The organism is Sphingobacteriaceae bacterium, assembly GCA_002319075.1.
Classification (GTDB): domain Bacteria; phylum Bacteroidota; class Bacteroidia; order B-17B0; family Aurantibacillaceae; genus Aurantibacillus.
In genome coordinates this window covers 2,096,623-2,121,440 of sequence record NVQB01000001.1, presented here as the reverse complement: position 1 = coordinate 2,121,440, position 24,818 = coordinate 2,096,623, and the positions used below count along the sequence as shown (strand labels likewise).

Annotated in this window: 16 protein-coding genes and 1 tRNA gene; 10 read left to right on the top strand and 7 right to left on the bottom strand. The window is 37.9% G+C overall.

The window, feature by feature from the left end; genetic code table 11:
* Positions 1 to 2 precede the first annotated feature (2 nt).
* Entirely contained in the window at positions 3 to 728 is a 726-nt protein-coding gene (gene lptB / locus CNR22_09255; GenBank protein ID PBQ31948.1) for an LPS export ABC transporter ATP-binding protein, read from the top strand.
* Here lptB and CNR22_09250 read toward each other — a convergent pair whose 3' ends face one another.
* The 4 genes from CNR22_09250 to CNR22_09235 are packed head-to-tail and all read right to left on the bottom strand — an operon-like array spanning position 729 to position 8,978.
* Positions 729 to 1,787: a hypothetical protein gene (locus CNR22_09250; GenBank protein PBQ31947.1), complete on the bottom strand. Its 1,059-nt coding sequence runs from the start codon at positions 1,785 to 1,787 to the stop codon at positions 729 to 731.
* A 12-nt stretch (positions 1,788 to 1,799) separates the two neighbouring features.
* The gene (locus CNR22_09245) at positions 1,800 to 3,746 is read right to left on the bottom strand and encodes a hypothetical protein (protein ID PBQ31946.1); all 1,947 of its coding nucleotides are present in this window, start codon (positions 3,744 to 3,746) and stop codon (positions 1,800 to 1,802) included.
* A gap of 4 nt (positions 3,747 to 3,750) precedes the next feature.
* Positions 3,751 to 5,673, bottom strand: coding sequence for a hypothetical protein (locus CNR22_09240; protein PBQ31945.1), 1,923 nt, complete (start codon positions 5,671 to 5,673; stop codon positions 3,751 to 3,753).
* A gap of 11 nt (positions 5,674 to 5,684) precedes the next feature.
* Positions 5,685 to 8,978, bottom strand: a complete 3,294-nt coding sequence (locus CNR22_09235) for a hypothetical protein (protein PBQ31944.1) — start codon at positions 8,976 to 8,978, stop codon at positions 5,685 to 5,687.
* A gap of 91 nt (positions 8,979 to 9,069) precedes the next feature.
* On the opposite strand from CNR22_09235, the gene rdgB reads away from it, so the two are divergent.
* Positions 9,070 to 9,660 (top strand): non-canonical purine NTP pyrophosphatase, RdgB/HAM1 family, encoded by a 591-nt coding sequence (gene rdgB / locus CNR22_09230; GenBank protein ID PBQ31943.1) that lies wholly within the window; start codon positions 9,070 to 9,072, stop codon positions 9,658 to 9,660.
* 39 nt (positions 9,661 to 9,699) lie between these two features.
* Here the strand turns inward: rdgB and rsgA are convergent, their stop codons facing one another.
* Positions 9,700 to 10,629: a ribosome small subunit-dependent GTPase A gene (gene rsgA, locus CNR22_09225; GenBank protein ID PBQ31942.1), complete on the bottom strand. Its 930-nt coding sequence runs from the start codon at positions 10,627 to 10,629 to the stop codon at positions 9,700 to 9,702.
* 200 nt (positions 10,630 to 10,829) lie between these two features.
* Here rsgA and CNR22_09220 point away from each other — a divergent pair, with 200 nt between their 5' ends.
* The 3 genes from CNR22_09220 (at position 10,830) to CNR22_09210 (ending at position 14,209) form a co-directional block, all read left to right on the top strand.
* On the top strand, positions 10,830 to 12,008 hold the full coding sequence (locus CNR22_09220; GenBank protein PBQ31941.1) for an acetyl-CoA C-acyltransferase: 1,179 nt from the start codon (positions 10,830 to 10,832) through the stop codon (positions 12,006 to 12,008).
* Positions 12,009 to 12,102: 94 nt separating this feature from the next.
* Positions 12,103 to 13,185 (top strand): glycine cleavage system protein T, encoded by a 1,083-nt coding sequence (gene gcvT, locus CNR22_09215; protein ID PBQ34862.1) that lies wholly within the window; start codon positions 12,103 to 12,105, stop codon positions 13,183 to 13,185.
* A gap of 118 nt (positions 13,186 to 13,303) precedes the next feature.
* The gene (locus tag CNR22_09210) at positions 13,304 to 14,209 is read left to right on the top strand and encodes a hypothetical protein (protein PBQ31940.1); all 906 of its coding nucleotides are present in this window, start codon (positions 13,304 to 13,306) and stop codon (positions 14,207 to 14,209) included.
* Between the two features lie 856 nt (positions 14,210 to 15,065).
* Here the strand turns inward: CNR22_09210 and CNR22_09205 are convergent.
* Positions 15,066 to 15,142, bottom strand: a tRNA-Ala gene (locus CNR22_09205).
* Positions 15,143 to 15,374: 232 nt separating this feature from the next.
* Here CNR22_09205 and CNR22_09200 point away from each other — a divergent pair.
* The 3 genes from CNR22_09200 (at position 15,375) to CNR22_09190 (ending at position 19,878) form a co-directional block, all read left to right on the top strand.
* Entirely contained in the window at positions 15,375 to 15,779 is a 405-nt protein-coding gene (locus CNR22_09200) for a hypothetical protein (GenBank protein ID PBQ31939.1), read from the top strand.
* A 112-nt stretch (positions 15,780 to 15,891) separates the two neighbouring features.
* On the top strand, positions 15,892 to 18,750 hold the full coding sequence (gcvP, locus tag CNR22_09195) for a glycine dehydrogenase (aminomethyl-transferring) (GenBank protein PBQ31938.1): 2,859 nt from the start codon (positions 15,892 to 15,894) through the stop codon (positions 18,748 to 18,750).
* Between the two features lie 123 nt (positions 18,751 to 18,873).
* The gene (locus CNR22_09190; GenBank protein PBQ31937.1) at positions 18,874 to 19,878 is read left to right on the top strand and encodes an alpha/beta hydrolase; all 1,005 of its coding nucleotides are present in this window, start codon (positions 18,874 to 18,876) and stop codon (positions 19,876 to 19,878) included.
* On the opposite strand, the gene CNR22_09185 is transcribed toward CNR22_09190, so the two are convergent.
* Positions 19,879 to 20,319, bottom strand: coding sequence for a hypothetical protein (locus CNR22_09185; GenBank protein ID PBQ31936.1), 441 nt, complete (start codon positions 20,317 to 20,319; stop codon positions 19,879 to 19,881).
* A 138-nt stretch (positions 20,320 to 20,457) separates the two neighbouring features.
* On the opposite strand from CNR22_09185, the gene CNR22_09180 reads away from it, so the two are divergent.
* The gene (locus CNR22_09180; protein ID PBQ31935.1) at positions 20,458 to 23,226 is read left to right on the top strand and encodes a 2-oxoglutarate dehydrogenase E1 component; all 2,769 of its coding nucleotides are present in this window, start codon (positions 20,458 to 20,460) and stop codon (positions 23,224 to 23,226) included.
* Positions 23,227 to 23,258: 32 nt separating this feature from the next.
* Entirely contained in the window at positions 23,259 to 24,578 is a 1,320-nt protein-coding gene (locus CNR22_09175; GenBank protein ID PBQ31934.1) for a dihydrolipoyllysine-residue succinyltransferase, read from the top strand.
* Positions 24,579 to 24,818 lie beyond the last annotated feature (240 nt).

The window sequence follows — 24,818 nt, the reverse complement described above, 5'->3', positions numbered from 1 at the left end:
ACATGATTTTAAGAAGCGAAAACCTTGTAAAGAAATACAAAAGCAGAACAGTTGCCAACATGGTATCGGTTCAGGTGCAGCAAGGAGAAATAGTAGGATTACTGGGGCCAAATGGCGCCGGTAAAACAACTTCCTTTTACATGATTGTTGGAATGGTTAAACCGAATAGCGGCAAGATCTTTCTCGACAATATGGATATAACCAAAGAACCTATGTACAGAAGGGCGCAATTGGGGATTGGTTACTTGCCACAGGAAGCATCGGTTTTTAGAAAATTGAGCATAGAAGATAATTTGTACGCCATTCTGGAAATGACAAAGCTTACCAAAAAAGAACAGCAAATGAAAGCTGAAAGTTTGCTGGATGAGTTTGCATTGCATCATGTGCGCAAAAACCTGGGAGACCAGTTAAGCGGGGGAGAACGTCGCAGGACCGAAATAGCGAGAGCCCTGGCAACGGACCCTAAATTTATTTTACTGGATGAACCATTTGCCGGAGTTGATCCCATTGCTGTTGAGGATATTCAGCAGGTAGTGCGAAAACTGAAAGATAAAAATATTGGAATTCTGATTACCGATCACAATGTGCATGAAACTTTAAGTATTACAGACAGAGCTTACCTGTTGTATTCTGGTAGCGTTATAAAGAGTGGTTCTGCAGAAGATCTTGCGAACGATGAGCAAGTGCGTAAAGTGTATCTGGGCGAAAATTTCGAGTTAAGGAAATAATTAATTGCAGTTTTCTTTCAGAAGCTTTTCTACTTCGTCGTCATAACTGTCGGTATAACCTAACTCGAGGGCTTTCTTAAAATTTTCACAGGCATTTTTTTTCTGACCATCTTTTAAATAGATCAGTCCAAGATTTTTGAACGCATAAGAATTTGTATTATCGAGTTCGAGAGACTTTCGCAGATCTTTATATGCTCCTTTAATATCGTTAAGGTTAAGTTTGGCAAATCCTCTGTTACTATAAGCATAAGCAAATGCAGGATTTAGTTCTATGGCTTTATCAAAGTACTCAATTGCTCCTGTAAAATCTTTTTTCTCAAGTTTCATATAGAAGGCAAGGTTGTTATAACCTACAAATTTAGTTGCAGTATCAAGTTGCATTGCCCTTAAAATGTCGCGGGTAGCTGCCGCTGTATCTTTTGTATAGGACCTGCTGATGCCTCGGTTGTAAAGTGACATAAGATCAAGAGGATCGATCTCCAGCGCCTTTGAAAAGTAAACAATAGAGCTGTCCCACATCTTTTGATGAAGGAATGTTGCACCGATAAAAGTGAAAGCCTTGCTGTCGCGGGGATTGTTTGCAAGCATTATAAAGAGTGGCTTTAGCGACTCGTTATATTTTTTCATGAAAAAAAATGCCTGCGATTTATTAAACAATAGTTCGTCGTTGTTTGCATTTTTCTCAAGGCCTTTGTCGCAGCTCTTTATACAGTCTTCATATTTTTTATTGGTAAGGTAAATTGTACTTTTCATCGCGTATACCTTAACGTATTCTGGTTTTACTTTGAGCGCCTCATCCATATCTGAAACAGCGCTTTTAAAATTTTTCTGAAGGTATTTGCAATAGCCGCGATACATGTACGCATCTGCTATTTTGTAATTATTCGGAGCTTCGTCTTTATTTTCAATGGCCTTCGAGAATTTGTCAATGGCCACATTCAGCTCATCTTTCTCCATGCTCTGGGCTCCTTCTGAGTAGTATTTTGAAAAATTAGATTGTGCACTGAATGTTATGCACATAAAAATTAGAGAGACTAGTGCCGGGATTTTTTTAATCATAAGTTGCAGCGATTAGATTTTTTCAAAAATGATATTTTTTTTGTTGAAGTCGGCGGCCGCATTTATAACGGCTTTAAAATTTTCGAATACATCCAGCGGATAATTTATTGCTCGGTAATCCTCATATACTTTTATGAGAATTTTATTGTCTTTAATTTCATAAGACGATTTAAACGATGCGATTTCCTGGCCTTCGAGCACACAAACTTTATCGATAACCAGGTCTTTTAAATTTGTGGCTTTAAAGCCCGTGGGGATATTTATTTCCAGATTACGGCTTAGGTAATGCGGATAGTCCATCTGAGCAGGTGTTTTGCGTTTTTCTTCCTGATATAATTCCGCTTGTGGCCCGATTAATAAGCCTGCTTTAAAAATGAATTTATTTCCTGCGCTTTCAAGGAAATCATTTTGCTCCATAGTAAATTTTATTAGAAGTGGTTTTACAAAAAGATCTTGTTCCTCAAATCCTTTCACTTCAAAATCTTTAACGCCTTCCGAATTTTCGGTGAGGTAGTAATTTTTATGAAGCTCTTCTTTTTGTTCTACAGTTAAATACCTGTAAATGGGTTGAAGATAATAGGCGTTGTACCCGGCAATATTTTGATTCACTTCCATTTTGGCTGATTTGTTATCAAAGTCGAGTACTGCTTTTACATCAGAGTTATGGTAGGAGTCCTTATAGTCAGTGGTTGAAATACTTTTTGTTTTCGCCGTAGACGAAGATATGTCACCTATATTAACTTCTTTAATGAACAAGCCTTCGTTACTCAACATGTCGGGATCGGCAAAGCCATAGCGACTGTACAGACTTAAAGGTGACAGATATTTATTGGTTTCAGGAAAGTAGATGAGGTATTCCTTCATGTATACATAGGAAGGGAACTTTGAATCGAATTTAAGTTCACTTCTTTCGGGCGCAAGGATGAGTTCGAAAGGTATTTGCATAAATTTAAGTGCTCCAATATATAATTTCATGGTATTGGAATTTCCCATCTTCTTGGTATCTAAACCTTTTTCGAAAGTAAGCGAGCCATAACTTTCACTTATTTCATAAGTTGTTTTAATATAAGAATCAAGTGCCTTTGCTTTTTCTGCAGAAGAAGATAGTTTACTTATTTTATTCTTGTCAAGAATTTTTTCCACCAGTTTGGTTTCATTTTTTTCAAGAGCATAAAGAGCGGTATAATACTCTCTCGAAATTATATCCCAGGTGTAGATTTTTGATTTTTTCCTATCCATGTTATAGGCTAACTGGTATACATACCCCATTTCACCTGCTTTGCCTACCGAATATTTCTCTTTTTCCACGGCAGGTATATTTTTTTTTATCAGTACCCAGGTATTTTTTGTGGTGTCGTTTTTTTCGTTGACAAAATTATCGAGCCCGTTGTAGGTTTTAGTTTCAAATACAAGATTTTTAGGAGAAATGATGCGCGTTTCAAAATACGCCAGGGGAGAGCGGGGCTGAAGATAAAAATAAGCGTAAGCATGAAAAGATTTTTTATTTATATATAATATTTCCACATCGCACCCTGCATCTACTCCGTCTATTGCAAATATTTTATAGGCACCATCGTCGTCAAGGTTATCTACACTTTTTACGGTGGATTTGTTCAGATACAAAACTTTATTTTCAGGTGTAATACATCTTGCCTTCAAATCAATCTCTTCAAGAATGCTTCCCAGGGCCATATAGCCTTTATTAACAGCGTCGATAGCTTTTGTACTATTTACGTGGTAAATGATGTGAACGGTTTCATAAAGAATTGCTTGTCCATCGGCGTCATAAGCAAATTCATTAATTTTCTTCTGTTGAACGATCACCATATCCGATTTTTTCTCTTCGGCGGTTGGTACGTAAACTTTTGGATTTTTCTCCCAGCTGTAATTAGAATGATAGTAGTTGTTTTGTGCAGTCAGAGACCAGGTAAATGAAAGTAAAATCACTATATATTTCATGTGCTTATTTTTTAGTGGTTAGGGAAACAAGATTGGATTTTGTTTTTTTATAATTGCTTACAATGTGGTTTACCTCTTTAAAATCTTCAGAATAAATAGTCGCGCGATCGATTGAAATCGCATTAGTGAAATACAGTGTTTGATCCTTCACTTTATAATTTAATTCATATCCCATTACAGCAGTTGAAAACGAAGTATTTTCAGGTATATACTCAATGCTGTAATTTTCGTCAAGCTTCATCGCTACGGTTAGTTTACGGATAGTTTTATAATCAAAGTCGATCGCGTTTTTTCTTTTAGACATATTAAGTTTATCAAAATAATCTTTAAAGAAATTCAGATTAATAAAAGTCTGTTCGCCGGTTTGCGTAACGTAATCACTGATTACAAACTTGTAACACAGTAGCAGGGGTTTTTCGAGCTCATGCTGGGTGATGTAAAAAGTATCGAGTTTAAATTTGTTATTTCCTTTTTCAAGAATAGCTTTCAAATAATTTTTTTGAAGCTGATAAGATTTTTTATCCAGGTAGTTACTTAATGTTACTTTTTCATATCCCGTAAGTTGATAGTAGCCTAAGCCTTCTATTCTATTATTCGGTAGTAAGGTAAGAATGACGCTGTCATGCTCGATCGTTCTCTCTTTTTCAATAAATGGTACTTTGGCTATCGCAAAATGCATATTATCAATACCAATTAAGGCTTCTTTGCCCTGAATCATAGATGTGGGTAGGCGAAACGGATGGCTCTTGCCTGTACCATCAAGAAATATAGTATCTGTTTTAGAAATATAAGCTGCAATCATATGATTAGCACAAAAAGGAACTGGAAATTCAGAGAATTGATAAGGAATGTCGCGGGTGCCAATCCAGGCAGGGTAAATCGGAAGTTTAGCAATATGCCCCATTTTCACAATCAAATTGGCCATATCTTTGCAATCGCCAAACCTTCTTTTACAAACTACTGAAGCTTCGCGGGGAACATAACCTCCGAGTCCATCCTCATAAGCGAGGTAAGCAATTTTGTTCTGCACCCAGTAAAAGAGTTGTTTAGTTTTCTCAAGATCGCTGTTACAATTTTTTAAGAGAGAATCTGTAAGTGATACCAGGTAGTCGTCCGTGGAAATATCTACATTCTTAATAAGAAACCGGTACCAACTGTACAGATTTTCAAGTGATCCTGCAAGTTTAACTACAGAATCTGCCGACTTGTAACTCTCAATCGCCATCAGAATATAGGAAGCTTTATACCTGTATGACGCATCGAGATATTCGCTGGTTAAAGGTAAAATCGAATCTGCCGACCAGGAGAGTGTTTTCGTTTTTTTTGTACTGTCGGCTCTGAAATTAAGCGCGAGACTCTGATTATTTATTTCACGGATTTTAAAGTTTACCAGGTTAATAGGATAGGTAACTGTACTTTTAGAATGAATAACGGGAGAATAATTGCTAAAATAGGTGACGTCGAAAAAACGAGGTTCTACAAAAAGCTGATCGTAATCCACTTCGATTATATCGCCTTCTTTAGCTTCTAAAAAACTAATGGTGTAAGATTGATTATCATCGTAAAAAGTGGCGTCATTATCATTCTCAGATTCAAGGTGTATAGAAGTTATTTTTTCTTTTTTATGTGTTTTGCCATTGTATATATGAATGAACGCGGTAAGATTTTTTACTTTAATAAAAGAACTTGTATAAACCTTTTTACTTCTTACCGAATTCAACGTGCTTTTTAAAATCATAAATTCCTCATGATGATGTTGCACAATCTCAAGAGCACCTTTAGTAATACTAATGTTTGTATTTTCAGATTTATCTAAATTAATATAGGCTGTATTCGGATATTTTGTGGAATAATAATTCACATCCGCTTTCTGCGCGAAAACGGCGTTGGTACACAGAAGCAGAACAAAAAAAGATAAAGTTTTCAAGGTAAGTACGATTATTTAATAACGATAGGATCTCCGTTGTAGTATAAAACTGATTTTACCAATTTGCCATTAGCATCATAATACTTGAACCATCCGTGTTCAACACCATTTTTGTAGTTTTGTTCAGATCTAAGTGTGCCATTCTCATAATAATTTTCAGATTTACCCTCGAGTCTGTTGTAGGAATAATTTTGAAGAATCCTGAGATTACCATTTGAATAGTATTCCTTTGAAACCCCATTTTGAACATCGAAATAAAATTCAGTGTCCTCCATCAGTTTTCCGTTTGAATGATATAAAATCCGTTTCCCATTTAAATCGCCATTCGTATAATTTGCTTCAAACGATTTTTTTCCATTTGGATAATAACAAATTACTGTCTTATCGCCTGTAGGCATCTCCATTGGCTTAAGCAACTGCCCTTTTGTGTCCTTGTAGGTGTAGCTCATTAATAGGTCGTTGTGAAAATTACGTGTGTAAATCAGTTCACCGGACTCATCATATACATTTGATTCTCCTTCTGTATCGCCGTAATCATAATTTATATCTTTAAAAATTTTTCCACTTTGGAAATAAAAAAAACATTTACCGTTAATGTTGCCATTCTCATAATAATATTCAGATTGAACTTTACCATTATCAAAATAAACAAGTTCCTTTCCGTTTTTTTCGTTATTAAAATACCCGATCTCGCTTATTTGGCCACCCAGTGGATTGAAGGCAAATGCTTTTCCTTCCCGTTTTCCTTTTTTATATTCCACTTCGGTTTCTGTTTTTCCATCAGGATAAAAACTTTTGGAGGTACCCTCAGCATAATCTTTCACATATTGTTTTTTAAAGATCACAACGCCATCCATTGTTTTTCTTTCAATTAGTCCCGTACCACCTGGCAGATCAATGTTTTGAGAAACGGACCCTGTTGTATCGTGATAAACAATTTTTACAAGGCAGTTTTCACGGTATAAGTTTTCGCTGGAGAGTTTTGCATTTACGTCAAAATATTCGTTCCAGCCAAACATATCATCGTTTAGATAATAGGTATTACTTTCAAGACTACCGTTTTTGTAATAGTTTTTCCAATAACCCTGACTTTCGCCCTCTACTATCATTCCCTCCGTTTCCAGCGTTCCATCCAAATAAAAAGATTTATAATAACCGTCTTCTGTACCTTCTTTATAGAGACGTTCTTTTCTCACTTTTCCGTTGGTATGGTACTCCAGATATTTACCGTCAAATCGTCCTTCTTTATAATTTGCTTCACGCGTTAACACACCAAAGCTGGAGTAATCTTTCCAAATTCCGTCCAGTTCACCATCACTTACTTTTCCTTCACGTCGTTTGTTGCCATTAGGATGATAGAGCACTAACTGGAAATTTTTTCCATTGATCTTGTTGTCGCAGATTTTTGTACCATCTTTTTTAAAGGCTCTGTACTCAAGAAGTTTGCCCTTTTTATAAGCAAATTCCTGCCATAAACTGCCATCATCAGTAAACTCTTTTGTAAGGCCATTAAGTTTACCCGCCGAATAAACTTCCTCCGTTTTAATTTTTCCGTTTTCATGAAATTCTTTTACTGTGCCATCATAAAAACCATCTTCATTGTAGGTCATTTGCTTGTAAATGCTGCCACCTCTGTAATAGGTTTTCCACTCACCTATAGCTTTATTCTTTTTATAAACACCTTCAGAAGCTACGGTATTGTTTGCATTGTTGAAAAAGGTTTTTGATGCTCCTTCGCGATTATCATTTACAAAAGAAACTTTCTGATAAATTCTTCCGTTATCAAAGTATTCCACCAGGTCGCCGTTTATCACCTTTTTTTCATTTTTTATGGAGTACCGTAAAGACCCATTTCTGTAATAGTGCGTTTCGGTACCACTTATTTCTCCGTTTTTATATTCGGTACTGGAGGCAATATTTCCGTTAGAGAAATAAGCCTTTTTAACACCGGTGATCTTGTTGTCGGCAATCGCAACTTCTACACTGGGATTTGAGTTCTCGTAAAAACTTTTATATAATTTTTCGGCACCATTACTGAATTCTGTTTCTTCTTTGGTAGCTCCGGTTTGAGTATAATACTTCCAGACTTTATTTTTTTTCCCATTTACAAATTCACCTTCAGCCTTTTTGATTCCGTTTTTATAATAATAAACCCAATAGCCTTCGTTGTTTTTTTCCGCATTTTGCACTCCTGCGGCCACAATTAAATTTTGTTGAAACCAATGTGGTACAGTTACAATTTTTCCATTTAAATTTTCAGGATAATTGGCCAGAGTTTTGCACATGTAGTTATAACACCAGGTTTCAAAAACGTCAACGTCCGCCTTATTTTTTGCCAGCCATTTATTCACTTTTTCAACTTCCATGCCACGTAAACTGAAATAAATAAATTGTTCAAGAAATTTTGAATTATTGAGCTCGGTGAAAAAGGCTCCATAAAATTCATTGTAAAATCCTTTAACATCCTTGTATTTGCCAATGTTTTCAATTAAAAGTTGCATTTGTTTTACCAGATCAAATTGCAAATCTGTTTTTGATTTGTATTTGCTTCCCAGTGCTACTTTAGATTTAATAATGCTTTCTAACTCTGTAAAATCATTTTCAGTTTCAAAAACCTTCATTGACAAAATAGTATCAGGTTCCAGTTCTAGTTTTGAAATTTTTTCAAGATCGCCAACAATGCCCTGGGCTCTTTTGCTGGAGGCATCGCACAATAATGAAAACTGGTAAGCAAGCATAGTACCAACAATAGAGTTATTGCGTCGGGCTAATAATCCTAATTGCAAGTGACTTGCCGAGTGAAATGGATTTAGTTTTAAGGTCTTTATAAAGTATGTATAAGCCTGATCGGGTTTTTTTTGATGCAATTTGCTAACTCCCATGGCATAATAGAACACGTGATTTATCGGATATTCTTTTGCCCCCATTTCGTAAATCTTTTCCGCTTCGCCATATTTTTCCATGTGATCTAAAAAGTCGCCTTTATAAATCAGGATGTTTGGCGTGTAATCATTTTTTAATTTCAGAAGTTCATCGCACAATGCAATACCCTCGTTGTTTTTTTTGAGCGCCAGGTAAGAATTTAAAATCTCTACAGAAGCCAGGTAGTAATTAGAATCATTTCTGTGAACTTTTTTAAACTCGGTAATTGCTTCTTCGTATTTTTTGTCGCCGTGAAGCTCAATGCCACGGTTAATGATAACTGAAGAACGTTCAAGTTCCTTAAAATTGCTTTGTGCGTTAAAAGTTGTAGCAAAAAAAGAAATCGTGCCCAATAACAGGGAATAAGTGCGTGTGTGTTTCATAAGTGGGTAAAAATGGAATTCTGCTAAAATAAGTAATATTTTAAATTTATGCTGCTTATCTTGCAGCGAATAGCACAAATAACTATAGTCTATGAACCTTCTATTTGCTTCGGCCAACAAAAACAAGATTAAGGAAATAACGCCGCTACTTTCTGATAGATACAAGCTGTCAGGACTTGAAGAAGCAGGAATTCTGGAGGAAATTCCCGAGCCCGGAACCACTATTAAAGAAAATTCGTTTTTAAAGGCTAAGTACGTAATAGATAGGTTGAAGTCGGAAGGCAAAGAGGCAGCAGTATTTGCCGATGATAGTGGACTTGAAGTAGAGGCGTTGAACAATGCTCCCGGCGTTTACAGTGCCCGCTATGCAGGTGTACCAAAAAATGATGAGGCCAATAATAAAAAACTATTGCAGGAATTAAGCTCTAAAGAAAGTCGCAGGGCAAGATTTGTCACAGTAATAACTCTCCTCAAGAATGGACAGGAGCATTTCTTTGCGGGTGAAGTAAAAGGAACAATCGCCATGTCTCCACGAGGTCATAATGGTTTTGGATATGATCCACTTTTTATTCCCGACGGTTTTGATAAAACTTTTGCTGAGTTTAGCGCTGAGGAGAAGAATCAAATTAGTCACCGCGCCCTTGCTGTTAAAAAGCTAATAGAGTATTTGAACACACTTTGATATGTAAATTTGTTTTGAGAATTATTTTGAATGGAGTTGTTATATTTCCCATTCTTTCCAATCCATTTCTTCTCCGTTTAAAATTCCGAGGTAACTTGTGTAACGTTCTTCACTGATGTCTCCGCTTTCTACAGCTGCTATAACAGCGCATTTTGGTTCGTTAACATGAATACAGTTATTAAACTTGCAAGCGTTCATACGTTCCCGAATTTCCGGAAAATAATGTCCCACCTCTTCTTTTTTCATTTCCACTAGACCGAGCTCTTTAATGCCCGGACTATCAATAATACTTCCGCCAAAACTCAGAGGATGTAATTCAGCAAAAGTTGTAGTATGCATTCCTTTAGCATGCGCCGAAGAAATTTCTCCGGTTTTTAAGTTAAGTCCGGGCTGCAAGGCATTTACAAAAGTAGATTTTCCCACACCTGAATGACCAGCAATAAGCGTGGTTTTATCTTTAAAAATGCTTTGTAAACTTTCAATTTGTTTTGTGTCGTAACTACTTACTTCAATGCATTCGTAACCAATTTTAGAATAAAGCGCGATAATTTCTTTTTGCATTTCCGCTGATTCTCCAGTGAGTAAATCAGATTTATTAAAAATAAGTTTTGCCGGAATACGGTAAGCTTCAGCGGTAATTAAAAAGCGGTCAATAAAACCAAGACTGGTGCGGGGAGACACAAGGGTGGCAATTAAAACAGTTTGATCCAGATTGGAGGCGAGAATTTGTGTTTTCTTACTCAGGTTAATCGATTTGCGAATAATGTAGTTTTTACGTGGATGGATTTTTTTGATGGAAGCTTCATCATTATCCTCGATGTCAAAATCAACAATATCTCCAACAGCTATAGGATTGGTGGTCTTGCGGTCTTCCAGGCGGATCTTTCCCTTAAGTACACAATCATAAATTTTAGCACCGGCTTTTACCAGATACCTACTACCCGTCGACTTTACTACAACACCCTCCATTTTTAAATTTCACTTATAAGTTTATAAAAATAGCCATTTTATTTTATTCGTTTCATTTTGAGGCCTTTCCTGGGCCTTTTGTAGCCTGGCAAAGCATAAGAAATACTAATTTTCTTACCTATCTGGGGCTTTCAAAAAGAAAAAAACTGAAATTATCCGTAAATTAGGCAACTTTTAAAAATTACTAGAACAATCACACAATGAAAGAAGTATATGTAGTATCGGCGGTAAGAACAGCCATTGGATCTTTTGGCGGAACTTTAGCAGGAGTGCCTGCTACCAGGTTAGGAGCAAGCGCTATTAAAGCAGCCATTGAAAAAATAAAATTAGATGGTAAATTAGTAAACGAGGTATTTATGGGTTCTGTTATGCAGGCCAATCTTGGTCAGGCGCCGGCGCGCCAGGCCGCTAAGTTTGCGGGATTACCAGACAGCGTAAATTGTACTACGGTAAATAAAGTTTGCGCAAGTGGCATGAAATCTATTTCATTAGCTGCGCAAAGTATTTTACTAGGTGATAACGATATCGTTGTTGCAGGTGGAATGGAAAATATGAGTTCGGTTCCTTTTTATTCTGACAGCACGCGTTGGGGAAACAAATATGGTGATGCCAAACTAATCGACGGTTTAGCAAAAGATGGCCTTACCGATGTGTACGGAAATGTGCCGATGGGAAATTGCGCAGAGCTTTGTGCCAAAGACATGAATTTTTCGCGTGAAGAACAGGATGCTTTCGCTATTGAGTCTTACAAACGCTCGGCAGCAGCGTGGAGCGCCGGAAAATTCAAAGAAGAAGTTATTCCGGTAACTGTAAAAACAAAAAAAGGCGATGTAGAATTCGTTGAAGACGAAGAGTATAAAAATGTAAATTTCGAAAAAATTCCGGCTTTAAAACCGGTGTTTCAGAAAGATGGAACTGTAACGGCTGCTAATGCAAGTACTATGAATGATGGCGCTGCTGCTTTAGTTTTAATGAGTAAAGAAAAAGCAGATGCTTTAGGGTTAAAACCGCTTGCAAAAATTATTGGTTATGCGGATGCGGAACAAGCTCCGGAGTGGTTCACTACCTCACCGAGTTTAGCGGTTCCAAAAGCTGTTGAAAGAGCAGGTTTAAAAATGACGGATATTGATTATTTCGAATTAAACGAAGCTTTCAGCGTTGTTGGCTTAGCAAACATCAAATTAATGAATCTCGATGCTGCGAAAGTAAACGTAAATGGTGGCGCTGTTTCTATCGGGCATCCTTTGGGAGCGAGTGGGGCACGTGTAATAGTTACTTTAATAAACATTCTGAAACAAAACAACGCTAAATACGGCGCTGCAGGAATTTGCAACGGCGGTGGCGGTGCCAGTGCACTTGTAATTGAAAATATGAACTAACACTACCTTGTATAAAATTTAAAGCCTCAGCTTCACAAAAGTTGAGGCTTTTTTGTTTACTTTTATGCCCTTATCAAAAAAACATACATCTGAAATGAAGTCGACAGCCCTAACTGAAAAACATATTTCCCTTGGCGCTAAAATGGTGCCATTCGCAGGTTACAACATGCCTGTTTCTTATAAAGGATTAAACGAAGAACACGCTGCTGTGAGAAACAGTGTCGGGGTATTTGACGTTAGTCACATGGGCGAATTTATTTTGAAAGGGCCTCATGCCTTAGATCTTATTCAAAAAGTAACAAGTAACGACGCTTCTGTTTTAACCGATGGAAAAGCCCAGTACTCTTGCCTACCTAATAACGATGGCGGCATTGTAGATGATCTTTTGGTTTATAAAATAGATGCAGAAACTTATATGTTGGTAGTTAACGCCAGCAATATTGAAAAAGACTGGAACTGGATCAAACAAAACGACACCTGGAATGTGGATATGAAAAACATTTCGGATGATACTTCGTTATTGGCGGTTCAAGGTCCGAACGCTATTGCAGCTCTTCAAAAACTAACGGATGTTAAATTGGCGGATATTCCTTATTACAGCTTTGTAAAGGGAAAATTCAATGGTATCGACAATGTGGTAATTAGCAATACTGGTTATACAGGTGCGGGTGGATTCGAGCTTTATTTCGATAACCAACACGCAAACAAAATGTGGGATGGTATTTTTGAAGCAGGAAAAGAATTCGATATTCGTCCGATTGGATTAGGAGCGCGTGACACTCTGCGTTTAGAAATGGGTTTTTGCCTGTATGGAAACGACATTGATGATACAACCTCTCCCATTGAAGCTGGATTAGGCTGGATTACCAAATTCACTAAAGACTTTACTAACAGAAAAAACATAGAAACTCAAAAACAAACTGGTGTTTCAAAAAAACTAGTTGGTTTTGAAATGATTGACCGTGGGATTCCTCGCCACGATTACCCGATTGCCGACGCTAACGGTAAGGTGATTGGTAAAGTAACTTCAGGAACACAATCGCCCACTCTTAATAAAGCCATAGGTATGGGTTATGTAGCTACCGAATTCGCAAAAGCAGATTCTGAAATTTACATTATGATTCGTGATAAAGCTATTAAAGCAAAGGTTTGCAAGATTCCTTTCCTTAAAAAGTAAGCTCCCGCAGTTAAATTTCCTTTCGTCCGTTAAATATTAACATTTATAAATAAGTTTTGAATTTTAATCTAAAAAATAAGTGAGTGAGATTAAAAACAATTATATTTGATAATTGATCATGAAGAAATTTGTCGCCGTTTTATTTTTGTTTTGTTTCGCCGGGCTGGTTAAATCCCAGAACTGGGAGCTTAATGGCAAAGACACTATCAATAAAATTGATGTGGATGGCAAGAAACAAGGCAAGTGGATTTTAATGGGCAAACACAAACCCGGAAGCTGCTATAAACCCGATCAAAAGGCCGAAGAAGGGAAATACAGAGACAATAAAAAAACAGAATTATGGATGGAGTACTATTGCAACAGCAATATGAAAAACAAACTCACATTCGTAAATGGGCGTCCTGATGGTTACGCCCAAATGTTTCATGAAAACGGAAAAATAAGCGAAGAAGGAAACTGGAAAAACAACCGTTGGGTAGGTAATTATAAATTATACTACGATAACGGCCAGGTACAACACGAATTTGTATTCAGCCAAACGGGTAAACGCGAAGGGTCTCAAAAATATTTTTATGAAAACGGACAATTGGCCATTGAAGGAAATTTTTCAAATGGTAAAGAAAGCGGGATCATAAAAGAATACTACGAAAACGGAGATCAAAAAGCAGAAAAGAACTTTGCCGATGGAAATGTTGATGTAGCCTCCATAAAAGAATTTGCTCCAAAGAAACCAATTCAGCCTAAATCTGATAATCCTGCAGAGAATGCACCCGTAGTGAAAGTAAGAGACGATGAACGTCCGAATGAGGCTGCTAAAAAAGGCGTTCCGGCAAAGGGACCAATGGTTTTGAATGGTCAGTATACCTTATATAATAAGAACAAACAAATTACCAAAGACGGCGTGTTTAAAGAGAACCGTTTTATGGATGGGAAAGCCTACTTTTATGATGATAATGGTATTTTAACACGCGTAGCCGTCTACAAGAATGGCATGTATGTAGGGGATACCCAGGTAGAGAATTGATTTAAGGCGCTGAAAGGCGCCTTTTTTTTTGACCCAGATCTCGTTAAATGCTAAACAAAAGGTCCCGGCAAAACCGGGACTCTGGTGGAGAATATCGCCCCGATAGCTATCGGGGGAACCGATCACCTCTTCATGCCAATTTTAAGTCGGAACAACGCGCTCTGGCCAAATGAGCTAGTGCCTTACTGGGCAAAGCCTTCAATACATTTTCGAGTTTTTCCGCTTGATCTCTGCTGTTGGGTTAAATAAATCTCCTGAGAATTAATACGCTCTTAAATTGACTAAAGAATGTAAACTAAAAATCTATGTAAAAAAAAAGGTCCCGGCAAAACCGGGACTCTGGTGGAGAATATCGCCCCGATAGCTATCGGGGGAACCGATCACCTCTTCATGCCAATTTTAAGTCGGGACAAAGCGCTCTGGCCAAATGAGCTAGTGCCTTACCGGGCAAAGCCTTCAATACATTTTCGAGTTTTTCCGCTTGATCTCTGCTGTTGGGTTAAATAAGTCTCCTGAGAATTAATCCTCTCTTAAATTGACTAAAGAATGTAAACTTAAAATCTATGGAAAAAAGAAGGTCCCGGCAAAACCGGGACTCTGGTGGAGAATATCGCCCCGATAGCTATCGGGGGAACCGATCACCTCTTCATGCCAATTTTAAGTCGGAACAAAGCGCTCTGGCCAAATGAGCTAGTGCCTTACCGGGCAAAGCCTTCAATACATTTTCGAGTTTTTCCGCTTGATCTCTGCTGTTGGGTTAAATAAGTCTCCTGAGAATTAATCCTCTCTTAAATTGAATAAAGAATGTAAACTTAAAATCTATGTAAAAAAGAAGGTCCCGGCAAAACCGGGACTCTGGTGGAGAATATCGGATTCGAACCGATCACCTCTTCACTGCCAGCGAAGCGCTCTAGCCAAATGAGCTAATCCCCCGCATTATAATTGGATTGCAAAAATAAGATTAATTTTTAAACCGTAGAAAAAAATACTGTTGTGGGATGCGCAATAAGAGCAAAAGTCAAATTACCCCAAGATTTTTACCTCTCTTTTTGACTTTATTTTTTTGCAAGTAAGTCAGTTCGCCCCCAGAAAACCCCTATTCATCGAATTTTCACGCATTTTAACGCTTGCGTTGCCTATTATCAGTACAATTTAAACATCTGGTATGAAAATTGCCCCGTATATACATACAATGGAACCGAACTCAAAAAATATCCTGGTAATTGATGACGATAAAGATTTTCTTTTTCTAATCAGTAAAACAATGAGCAAGCAAGGCTATCATGTTTACACCGCCTCCAATGGCATTAAGGCTCTTGATGAACTTAGTGACCATAAAATAGACCTGATTATTTCTGATGTAATTATGCTTGATACCCCGATCATGTCATTAACATGCACTCTAAAAAACCTTTATCCAAAGACTCCCATTATTCTCATCTCTGGTCTCCCTGGTGGCCCTCTGATTAATAACACCCTCACTTTAGGCGCAGATGAATTCATTCCCAAGCCCATCAATATGAACCTTCTTTACAGCACCATCGACAAGTTAAGTGGTATGGCTGCTTAGTCTTTTTTTTTGCCTTTTTTATTTTTAACAATTGGTTAAGATCTCTTGTAACAAAGTATCTGCATAAGCGCCTTATTTTTAGTAAATTTGCGGACTAAAATTTTGCGTTTAAATGACTACCGACAAATTTGTGAGCCGTCACAACGGCCCTCGTGAGCAAGAGGTTAAAGCTATGCTAAAGAAAATTGGAGTAGCAAGTGTTGATGAATTAATTTCACAGACAGTTCCTCCTACTATTCGTTTAAAGCAACCGCTTCGTATAGCGCCTGCTATGAGTGAGTACCAGTATTCCAAACATTTAAAAGCCCTTGGAAAAAAGAACAAGTTATTTCGTTCTTATATAGGCATGGGCTATTATAACAATATTTTACCCGCGGTGATTCAGCGTAACGTTCTGGAAAATCCAGGCTGGTACACAGCCTACACGCCTTACCAGGCTGAGATTGCGCAAGGACGTTTAGAAGCCATTCTTAATTTCCAAACTATGGTTATGGATCTTACGGCCATGCCAATTGCAAATGCATCGCTTTTAGATGAAGCAACTGCAGCTGCAGAGGCTTTATTTATGTTTTACAGTCACCGCAGTAAAGACAAAATAAAAAACAACGCTAATAAATTCTTCATTAGCAGCACGTGTTTTCCTCAAACTATTGATGTGGTTAAAACCCGCGCCGTGCCTTATGGAATTGAGCTTGTAATCGGCGATACATCTACAACAAAATTAGACGAATCGTTTTTTGGTATGCTGATTCAATATCCGGATATTAACGGAGAAGCAGTAGATTACAAAAACTTTGTGGTTGAAGCAAAAGCGAAAGATATCCAGGTTGCCGTAGCGACAGATCTTCTGGCACTTGCTTTGTTAACTCCTCCGGGAGAGTGGGGCGCAGATTGCGTGGTAGGTAACTCACAACGTTTTGGTGTTCCACTAGGTTATGGTGGTCCGCACGCAGCATTCTTTACCTGCCGCGAAGATTACAAACGTTTAATTCCAGGACGTATCATTGGTGTATCGGTTGATACAGCAGGAGACCCTGCATTGCGTATGGCACTTCAAACACGTGAGCAACACATTAAACGCGATAAAGCAACTTCAAACATTTGTACCGCCCAAGCCTTACTGGCTATCATGGGGAGTATGTACGCTGTATATCATGGTGAAGAAGGCATTAAAGCAATTGCACAAGGTGTGCACAACGCTACGGCCGCAGTGGCGGGAGAATTGAAAAAAGGCGGTTTAACTGTTAAAACCAAAGTGTTTTTTGATACCATTGTGGTTGAATGCGATGCTGCGAAAGTAATGGCCGCAGCTGTTTCAAAAGAAATCAATTTTAGAAAAGTAGATGATAAACACGTTGCTCTAAGCTTAGATCAAACAGTGGAGGAAAATGATATCGCCGATATTTTAGCAAGTTTTGGTGTAACAACAAAGGCTGAAGTAAAGGCCTCTGATCTGATTTCGAAATCCGCTATAAATCGTTCTTCACGCTATCTAACGCATCCAACCTTCAACACTTATCATAGTGAAAGTGATATGATGCGTTATATCAAACGTCTTGAGAACAAAGATTTATCATTGGTTCATTCAATGATCTCTTTAGGATCTTGCACGATGAAATTAAATGCAGCATCTGAATTATTACCAATTACCTGGCCGGAGTTTGCAAACATTCACCCTTTCGTGCCGGTTGATCAGGCGCAAGGCTATACAGAATTGATCGAGCAATTAAATAAAGATCTTTCTGAAATTACCGGATTTGCCCGCATGAGCTTTCAACCAAACTCTGGTGCTCAAGGAGAATACGCAGGTTTAATGGTTATCAGAGCTTACCATATTGCGAATGGAAATGCTAACAGAAATGTGGCTTTAATTCCCTCTTCTGCACACGGCACTAATCCTGCAAGCGCAGCAATGGCGGGTATGACTATCGTAGTTACCAAATGTGACGACAAAGGGAATATTGATCTTGCTGACTTAAAGGAAAAAGCGGAAAAATACAAAGACAACCTTTCTTGTTTAATGGTGACTTATCCTTCTACACATGGTGTGTACGAAGAGTCTATTATGGACATCACCAAATTAATTCACGATAACGGTGGATTGGTTTATATGGACGGAGCAAACATGAATGCTCAAGTAGGTTTAACCTCTCCCGGTAATATCGGAGCAGACGTTTGCCACTTAAACCTTCATAAAACTTTTGCTATTCCTCATGGCGGTGGAGGTCCTGGAATGGGACCAATCGGGGTAGTTGAAAAATTAGTTCCGTTTTTACCTTCACATACTATTATTAATACTAGTGGTGATAAAGGGATTCACGCGGTATCGGCAGCTCCTTATGGTAGTGCGTTGATCTTGCTTATTTCTTATGGCTATATTAAAATGCTTGGAAATGATGGCGTGAAACAAGCTACTGAAATGGCTATTTTAAACGCCAACTACATTAAAGAAACTTTAAAAGATCACTATAAAATTCTTTACACAGGCAAAAACGGACGTTGCGCTCACGAAATGATTTTAGATTGTAATGAATTTAAAATGGCAACAGGAGTTGAAGTAGCAGATATCGCAAAACGTTTGATGGATTATGGCTTCCATGCTCCAACGGTAGCGTTCCCGGTAGTAAATACTTTAATGGTAGAGCCAACAGAATCAGAATCAAAAGCTGAGCTGGACCGTTTCTGTGATGCTATGATCGCTATTCGCAAAGAAATAAAAGAAATTGAAGACGGTAAATTTGATAAAGCCGATAACGTTATTAAAAACGCGCCACACACTTGTAAATTAGTGATTAGTGATGATTGGAAAAAACCTTACTCACGTCAAAAAGCTGCCTATCCATTAAATTGGGTACGTGACAATAAATTCTGGCCAAGTGTAGGTAAAATCGATAACGCTTACGGTGACCGTAATCTGGTTTGTTCTTGTGCTCCGATTGAAGCATATATGGAAGAGCCTGTAGAGGCCTAATACCACATGTGGAAAGCTCTTATTAAATGTTAAGGCTTGAGTTAAAAATTAAAAACCCTCCAATAACGGAGGGTTTTTTTCGTTAACTTTATTATATCATTTTTTGGTCCTTACTTTTATTAAATGAAAAAAATCCTTTTTTTAACTGGCGTTATTGCCGTACTGAGTTTATTCTTTAGTCGCTGTTATCTGAATAAATACATTTACACAGATGCTGAATTGCAGGAACATTATCTTAGCAAGCCGGTTAAACCTGTTTATAAAGAAACGGTTTTTTCAGATCATAAAATGCACTACGCTGTATTAAGCAAAAGTGACACACTGCCATTATTAGTTATGATTCACGGCGCTCCCGGGGCCTGGTATGGTTATATGAATCTAACGGATGACAGCTTGTTGCAGGCAAATTTTAAGATTGTTGCGGTTGACCGTTTAGGTTATGGAAAATCGGAGTATGGTAAGGAAGTGTTGTCGACGCAACTACAGGCACTTGCGATTAAAAATATTATTGACAAAGAGAATACCGCCAACAGAAAGGTATTTATGGTGGGTCGTTCATACGGTGCACCCATTGCCGCCTGGCTTGCGATTCATTTTCCTGAAACTTTTGAGAAACTGATCATGGTGTCGCCGGTAATTGATCCTGATAAAGAAAAATTTTATTGGTTTAGTGATATTGGCAATTCGCGCTTAGTGCAGTGGGCTTTACCCGATCTTTTAAATGTTGCCACAAAAGAAAAATTTTCACATGCACAGGAAATGCGCCTTATGATTCCGGAGTGGCAAAAGTTAAACACACCCACTTATGTGATCACAGGGGAAGAAGATCAGGTAGCGGATACAGCAAATTATTCATTTGCTAAAAAGTATATTACCGCTTGTCCCGCTGTATTTGTAAAACTAAAACACACAGGGCATCAGATCACACATCAGCAACCTGGCATTATCAAACAACTGTTACTGGATAAATCGAATTGCAAAACGCTATGTCAAATGGATACGTCTGTTTGCAGAGAAATTTGCGGACATGAACCTTCTTTAGGTGTAAACGACGATTTGAGAGCTGAAAAACATGCAGTATCAGCCAAGTCTGAAAACTTTGAACTGCAGAAAAATCCTTTAAAATAATTAGCGGGCTTTTATTTTCGTTTTCACGATAAAAGCATTTGGAAATTCAGGACGAATTTTTTTAAGAGCTTCATAGGCTTCAAGATTGGTCTTGTAATCACCAACCAGCACAACAAAGTAAGGTTGTTCATACTCTTTATCGGAAGAATACTCTGTAAAACGACTGGCGAATTTAATGCGCATTGCTTCTGCAGCATCACGGTCGCTTCCAAAGTGGATCTTAATGCGGTATCCATCCTGTTTGCCACCTGTTAAACGGTTATATTCAGCTTTTTTATCTACAAGTTCCTTAACTTTAAGCTGAGTTTGTGTTTGCAATGGATTAACAGTTTCCTGAGCCCGAAGGCCGAAAAGAGTTAAAACTAAAGCTAATGTCAGGAAATATTTCACTAGCGTAAAAGTAAATAAAAACTTAGAACAAGCCAGTTTAAATTCTTTGATTTAAGAAATTTTGGTGGAGTGAAAAATCGTCTAGCACAGAATGCTCTTCAGAACGGTTTATCCTAGTAATTTTGGCCTTTTTTCAAGCTTATATCCCAATAATTTCTTTAAATTTACCCATTATTCTAACTCGGTAAAATGGACAAATTTTCTTACGTAGGAAACAGTGATGTAGTAGCAATTGAAGGACTTTACGCTCAATTTTTAAAGGATCCTAATTCTGTGGACAAAAGTTGGCAGGATTTTTTTAAAGGTTTTGAATTTGCTGGAGCAGATTATTCCAAAGCGAATAGTACTGCGGCAAATGCAGGCGGTTCGGCTGGCAAAGGTTCAAGTTCAGATAATAATGTTGGCAAGGAATTCGCCGTAATTAACCTTATTAATGGTTACAGAACAAGGGGGCATTTATTTACAAAAACCAACCCTGTTAGAAACAGACGCAAGTATAAACCGGATCTCAGTTTAGATGTTTTTGATCTGGATAAAAGTGATCTTGAAACGGTTTTTCATGCAGGAACCGAAATTGAAATCGGAGATGCCAAGTTAAAAGACATCATAGAACATCTTGAAAAAACTTATTGCCAAAGTATTGGCGTTGAGTATATGTTTATCAGAAATCCAAATCTTTTAACCTGGTTGCAGGAAAGAATGGAAACTTCTCAAAACATTCCGAATTTCTCTAAAAAAGAGAAAATGAGTATTCTGAAAAAAGTTACAGAAGCCGTTACTTTTGAGAATTTTCTTGCTACAAAATTTGTAGGACAAAAACGTTTTTCGTTAGAAGGGGCTGAATCTTTTCTACCAGCTATGAATTCTTTGATGGAGCATGGTGTTGAAATGGGGATTGAAGATTATGTAATCGGAATGGCACATCGCGGTCGTTTAAATGTTCTCGCGAACATTATGAATAAACCAACAATTGATATTTTTACAGAGTTTGAAGGACGCCCTAGTGAAGACGGCCTATTTGACGGTGATGTTAAATATCACATGGGATACAGTAACGACGTTACCAGCGAATCTGGTAAAACAGTTCACATTTCTTTAACGCCGAATCCATCGCACCTTGAAACTGTTGCTCCGGTTGTTGAAGGAATTACCCGCGCTAAAATCGATGGCCGTCATAAAGGAAATCACAGAAAAGTTTGTCCTATCATTATTCATGGTGATGCTGCTATTGCAGGCCAAGGTGTAGTATACGAAGTGGTTCAGATGGCTCATTTAGATGCATACAAAGTTGGTGGAACAATTCATTTTATAATTAACAACCAGGTTGGATTTACAACTAATTACAGAGATGCACGTTCAAGCACTTATTGTACAGATGTTGCAAAAGTGACAAAAGCTCCGGTGTTCCATGTAAATGGTGATGATGTGGAAGCTTTAACTCTTGTTGCAAAAATGGCGATGGAGTTCAGAATGAATTTCCGTAAAGATGTTTTTATTGATATTTTATGTTACCGTAAATACGGACACAATGAGGGTGATGAACCTCGCTTCACTCAGCCATTACTTTACAAAGAAATTGCAAAACATCCGAATCCAAAAGAAATTTACGCTAAGAAATTAATTGAGGAAGGTTCGTTCACTGCTGAAGAAATTTCAGACATAGAAAAAGCTATTAAGGATGATTTGGAAAAAAATCTGGAGGCTGCAAAAAAAGTAGAGAAGGCTAAAATCACCTCTTTTCTTCAAGGTCCGTGGAAAGGCGTGCAAATGGCCGGTGGTCACGATTTTGATGAATCACCAGCAACAGGCATTGATAAAAAGTTATTTTTAGAACTAGCCGAAAAAACGACACAATTACCTAAGGATAAAAAATTCTTTAATAAGATTGAACGTTTATTCAACGATCGTCAGAATATGATTAAATCTGACACTTACGATTGGGCAATGGGAGAATTGTTGGCTTACGCGTCGTTAATGAACGAAGGCCACAGAGTGCGTTTTAGCGGACAGGATGTTGAACGCGGAACTTTTTCTCACCGTCACGCTGTAATAAAAGTAGAAGATAGTGAAGAAGAATACGTGCCGTTAAATAATTTTGGCGCACCTGAAAGATTGGAAATTTACAACTCGCATTTAAGTGAATACGCGGTTCTTGGTTATGAATACGGCTATGCATATGCATCGCCAAATGCTTTAACAATATGGGAAGCACAATTTGGCGATTTCTTTAATGGCGCGCAGATTATTATTGATCAATATTTATCCTCTTCCGAATATAAATGGAGAAGAATGAATGGTCTCGTTGTATTATTACCACACGGGTATGAGGGACAGGGTCCGGAACACTCGAGTGCGCGCATAGAACGTTTCCTTCAAATGTGCGCTGAAAATAACATGCAAATAATAAATGCAACAACACCAGCACAACAATTTCACGCACTTCGTCGCCAATTAAAAAGAGATTTCCGTAAACCGTTAATCTGTTTTACGCCTAAAAAATTATTGCGCTATCCAACTTGTGTTAGTGGCGTTAAAGATTTCACAGAAGGAAAATTTAATGAAATTTTTGATGATGTAACGGCTGATGTGAAAAAAGTAAAGCGTTTGGCCTTTTGTTCAGGAAAAATTTATTACGATTTAATTGAGCGCAGAGAGAAGGAAGGAACGAACGATATTGCATTTATCCGTTTAGAACAATTGTATCCATTCCCACAAAAACAAATAGATGCTATTCTTGCGAAATATAAAAACGTAAAAGAGTATTTATATGTGCAGGAAGAATCTGAGAACATGGGAGCGTGGAGATTTGTAGATAAAAATCTTCGTTCGCTTAACATGCGGTACGTAGGAAGGGATGAAGCAGCAAGTCCGGCAACAGGATTTGCAAAACGTCATGCTGCGGAAAGCGAAGAAATTATGGTGAGCATTTTTTCAAATTCAAAAGTGCTTGTAAAATAAAATTAGAAACCTATTCAATAGAATAAAAAATTATGGCAATCGTAGAATTAAAAGTACCAAGTCCCGGAGAATCTATCACAGAAGTGATCATTGCCCGTTGGGTAAAACAAACAGGTGATGTTGTTGAAAAAGATGAAGTGTTAGCTGAAATTGATTCAGATAAAGCTACTTTAACTTTAAATGCTGAAGAGGCAGGTAAGATAGAATTGATGGCTGGTGAAGGCGATACTGTAAAAGTAGGACAGGTAGTTGTAAAAATTGACACTTCAGTTAAGCCGGAGGCTAAAACGGCATCTGCCACAAGCGAACCCAAAGCTGAAGCTAAGAAAGAGGAAACGAAAGCTGAGCCTAAAAAAGAAGAAGCAACTGAAAGTAAGAAGACGGCAGACGTCAGCAAGCAGTCGGCAGAAGTCGGTAAGCAATCGGCTGATAGCAAACAAACCTACGCAAGTGGAACTCCGAGTCCTGCAGCAGGTAAGATGATGGCTGAAAATAATATTTCTTCTAATCAGTTAAACGGAAGCGGTAAAGACGGTCGCATCACTAAACAAGATGTTTTATCTGCACTCTCTAACGGCTTACCTACTGCTGAAAAAGCATTAAGCAATAGCTGGCAGGGTTCGCGTGACAAAGAACGTGTGAAAATGAGTAATCTTCGTAAAACCGTTGCTAAACGGTTGGTGGCTGTAAAAAACGAAACAGCTATGTTGACTACATTTAATGAAGTAGACATGAGCGAGATTTATGCTATCCGCGCCAAATACAAAGACAAATTCAAAGAGGTTTACGGAACCAATGTAGGTTTTATGAGTTTCTTTACCAAAGCGGTTACCGAAGCTTTATTTCATTTTCCGGCAGTAAACGGTATGATTGATGGCGAAGAAATTGTTTACAATAAATATTGCGATATTGGAATAGCAGTAAGTGCTCCTAAAGGCTTAATGGTGCCGGTTTTGCGCAATGCAGAATTAATGAGTCTTGCCCAAATTGAAATGGGAATCAAAGAACTTGCTGTTAAAGCACGTGACGGTAAATTAGGCATTCCTGATATGGAAGGTGGAACTTTTACTATTACCAACGGAGGTGTTTTTGGAAGTATGATGAGCACACCAATTATCAACCCTCCTCAAAGCGCAATTCTGGGTATGCACAATGTGGTTGAGCGTCCGATGGCGATTAACGGTCAAGTTGTTATCCGCCCGATGATGTACGTTGCATTAAGTTACGACCACCGTATAATTGACGGTAAGGAGAGTGTTGGCTTTTTAGTGAAAGTAAAAGAGATGCTTGAAAATCCAAGTCGTATGTTGTTTGGAGGTAAAAATCCAGAGGAAATACTACTGGGATTATAAGTAGAGCGACTGATTTATTTTTTATAGTCTATAAACCCTTCTGAATGCGTTAAAAAAAATCCTGATTCTTCGATCCCAATACCGGGATAGAAGGAGGTTTTAAGATAAAGACTTGTGGGTTTTTCTGAGACTTCTACTAGATAAAGTGTGGGAAAACCACAGGGAATTTAAAGGCTTCGTCAAAAGCCCTATTATCAGCGATAGAAAATAAATTAGATTCTGTTTTAATGTTTATCTTTC